General features: G+C 60.3%; 4 protein-coding genes. 3 read left to right on the forward strand and 1 reads right to left on the reverse strand.

The annotated features are described in order from the left end of the window. From BP858_RS04260 to BP858_RS12345, 3 genes are all read left to right on the forward strand, one after another. Positions 1-1,047, forward strand: a 1,047-nt coding sequence (locus BP858_RS04260) for a serpin family protein (RefSeq protein WP_286878937.1), incomplete at its 5' end; no start/stop codon positions are given. A 306-nt stretch (positions 1,048-1,353) separates the two neighbouring features. After that, positions 1,354-1,629 carry a type II toxin-antitoxin system HicB family antitoxin gene (locus BP858_RS04265; RefSeq protein WP_286878938.1) on the forward strand — a complete coding sequence of 92 codons (276 nt, stop codon included), beginning with the start codon at positions 1,354-1,356 and terminating at the stop codon, positions 1,627-1,629. After that, positions 1,607-1,849 carry a type II toxin-antitoxin system HicA family toxin gene (locus BP858_RS12345; RefSeq protein ID WP_394339376.1) on the forward strand — a complete coding sequence of 81 codons (243 nt, stop codon included), beginning with the start codon at positions 1,607-1,609 and terminating at the stop codon, positions 1,847-1,849. Before BP858_RS04265 ends, BP858_RS12345 begins: the two co-directional genes overlap by 23 nt. A 345-nt stretch (positions 1,850-2,194) precedes the next feature. On the opposite strand, the gene BP858_RS04270 is transcribed toward BP858_RS12345, so the two are convergent. Beyond that, positions 2,195-2,960, reverse strand: a 766-nt coding sequence (locus BP858_RS04270; RefSeq protein WP_286878939.1) for an AIR synthase-related protein, incomplete at its 5' end; no start/stop codon positions are given.

The following is a 2,960-nucleotide window of genomic DNA, read 5'->3' on the forward strand; positions in this document are numbered from 1 at the left end:
AACCTCTTCTTCTCGCCCTACAGCATCTCGTCGGCCCTCGCGATCACCTACGAGGGCGCCCGCGGCACGACCGCCGACGAGATCGGGGCTGTGCTGCACCTCCCAACGAACGATACCCTCCGTCGGGAGGGATTCACTGCCCTCAATGCCGCCCTGAACCGCGGGAGCGGTAACTACACTCTCCGCACCGCAAACGCCCTCTGGGCTGAGGAGACCCACTCGTTCCTCCCTGACTACATCGACGTGGCCGCTCGCTGGTATGGGGCAAACGTCACAAATCTCGATTTCATCGAGAACCCCGAGGGATCGCGGGAGACGATCAACCGATGGGTGGAGGAGCGGACCGAAGATCGGATCCGCGATCTCCTGCCGCCCAATGCAATCGACCCGCTGACCCGGCTCGTGATCACGAACGCGATCTACTTCAAAGGCACCTGGGCGAAGCAGTTCGATGCGAACGAGACGCGGGAGGAGGAGTTCCGGGTCGGACCGAACGAGATGGTGCTCGCTCCGATGATGCACGGGGATGCCGCCTATCCGTATGCAGAGACCGAGACCCTCCAGGTGCTCGAGATGCCGTACGCGCACGGGAACGGAACGGAACTCGCGATGCTCGTCCTTCTGCCGAAGGAAGACAGCCTGACGGCTGCGGAGGAGGCCCTGGACGCGGAGAGGCTTGCCGGCCTGCGGGAGTCCCTGATCGCGCAGAACGTCAGGATCTCCTTCCCGAAGTTCACGCTTGATGTGGGCTACAGCCTCCCCTCGGCTCTTGCGGCGATGGGGATGCCGACGGCGTTTGCCGATGATGCCGCCGACCTTTCGGGGATGGACGGGACGAAGGATCTTTTCATCACCGGAGTCTTCCATACGGCGTTCATCGACGTGAACGAGGAGGGCACCGAGGCCGCGGCAGCGACCGGAGTCATAGCCGGGAGAGGTGTCACACCCGTCTTCCGGGCCGATCACCCGTTCGTCTTCCTCATCGTCGAGAAGGACTCCGGCGCGATTCTCTTCATGGGGAGGGTCGTCAACCCCGAAAGCCCGTGAAGGGGGGCTGCTCTCTCCCCCTTCTGTCGGCAACAGATGTCAGGCGGCAGGGTGCCCTTCCATCCGCAGTCTCGATGCCTGCCACAATCACCCACAGGATTCCCTGGAGGTGCGGTCAGCCACCCGGGCCTACCTCCAGGGAGAGTCTTTAAGCCGGGATAGCTGACGACAGCATTGTCATGCCCAAATGCACCGTTGATGAAACCGAGGAGGTAAAACATGATTCCGTCTGGATGTGGCAACCATGTCACCATCAAACTTATCTCTTGAAAACCCAATATCCCAACTACGCAGGGGTGTAATGTCATGCAGGTCACATTTGAAGTAACCTATGCCGATGGATGGTGGAGCGCCAGCGCACATGCACCTGGAAATGCCATCTATACCCAGGGTAAAAGCATCGGGGAACTCATCGACAATATCCTGGAAGCAACGTCACTCCATTATACGGAAGAGCTCGAAGCGGGAGAACAGATCACCGTTGTAACCAAATACAGATCAGAAACTCACGAACAGGAAAGCCACATCCCACCAAATTTCGAATACAAGGTCGATATCATTGCCGCGACGTCCGGTTGTTAGTGGATTCGAGGTAATCAAAGTCCTTCAAAAACTCGGATTTTCATTTCTCCGGCAGGCCGGAAGTCACGTCCAACTGCGTAAAGTTGTTGACGATAAACGACTCCGGGTTACCGTCCCCCTTCACGACGAACTTGCCATAGCTACACTCAACACAATCGTCACCGACGTTGCTGAATTTGAGGGTATGACAAAAGAAGAGGTTTACGATCTCTTACGATAACCCTCTCCTCAAGACAACAAACACCCCCTCCTCCGATCTCGTGGACGAGGTTATCCCAAAACTCTTCTGCCGGGAGGGGGAGAGACCCGGGCATGGGCCGCATCTCCGATTTCTGCGTCGTCCCGGTTCCCGGATGTGCGCCGACTCCTCGAGTTCTTCTATCGCCCAAGCACTTTTGGGATGATCTCGGCCATTTCATCTTAACTTGAGGGTGCAGTGGGAGTGATCGTCCACCTCACGCGGGAGTCGTGAAGGGTGATGGGGGGAGGAGATCGCGGCTTCGCGTTCAACGCAAGAGGCGACACTGCACGTGAAGATGAAATAGTCCACTAGAAGATATCCTCATCACGAAGAGCGGAGCCGGGCGAGCATCCGCTCTTTCTTCGCGATCGCTGCCTCTGCAGCCCGCTCGACCCCGGCCTTCATCTCCTCAAAGTCTCGTTTGTCCCCGTCCACGACCTTCTTCACCGGGGTGTAGGCCGACTCCCTGAACCGGGGCGAGAAGTCCCGGATCTTGCCGTCGACCACGAGGACCGATTCGGCCGCTCCTTCCTCGACGTAGCCGATCTCTTTCATGGCGACGCCTGCCGACCCGACGACCTGCTTGATCTCGGGGGCGACCTCGGGCGGGGCGACGACCAGGAGGGCGTCGAGGGAGACGCCGAGGTAGTCGATCTCGAGGGCATCGAGCATGGCAAGGACCTTCGGCTGCACGAGCGTGCGGAGTTCGTCCTCCTCGACGACGATCCGGCAGTTTGCGGTCTCTGCCATCTCATAGGCATCGCCCCGGAGCCCGCCGTTCGTGACGTCGGTCATGGCGTGGATACCGGGGAGGACGCTGCTTGCGAGGAGCGCCTCACAGGCTTTCAGGAAGTGGAGGTTGATCGTCTCGTCGACGACTTCCGGGAACCCGGAGTAGATCGCGGCGGTGGCGATCGTCCCGCCGCCGGCGCCTTCGGTCATGAGGAGGACGTCGCCGGGCTGGATCGCTTTCCGGGCGGTGAGGTGCCGGGCGACGCCGACGGCCCCGACACACCCGGTCATCCGGGAGCCGAGCACCATGTCCCCGCCGATGCGCAGCGTAGAGCCCGTGACGAGCGGGACGCCCATG

This window comes from Methanoculleus sp. UBA413, from assembly GCF_002502935.1.
Classification (GTDB): domain Archaea; phylum Halobacteriota; class Methanomicrobia; order Methanomicrobiales; family Methanoculleaceae; genus Methanoculleus; species Methanoculleus bourgensis.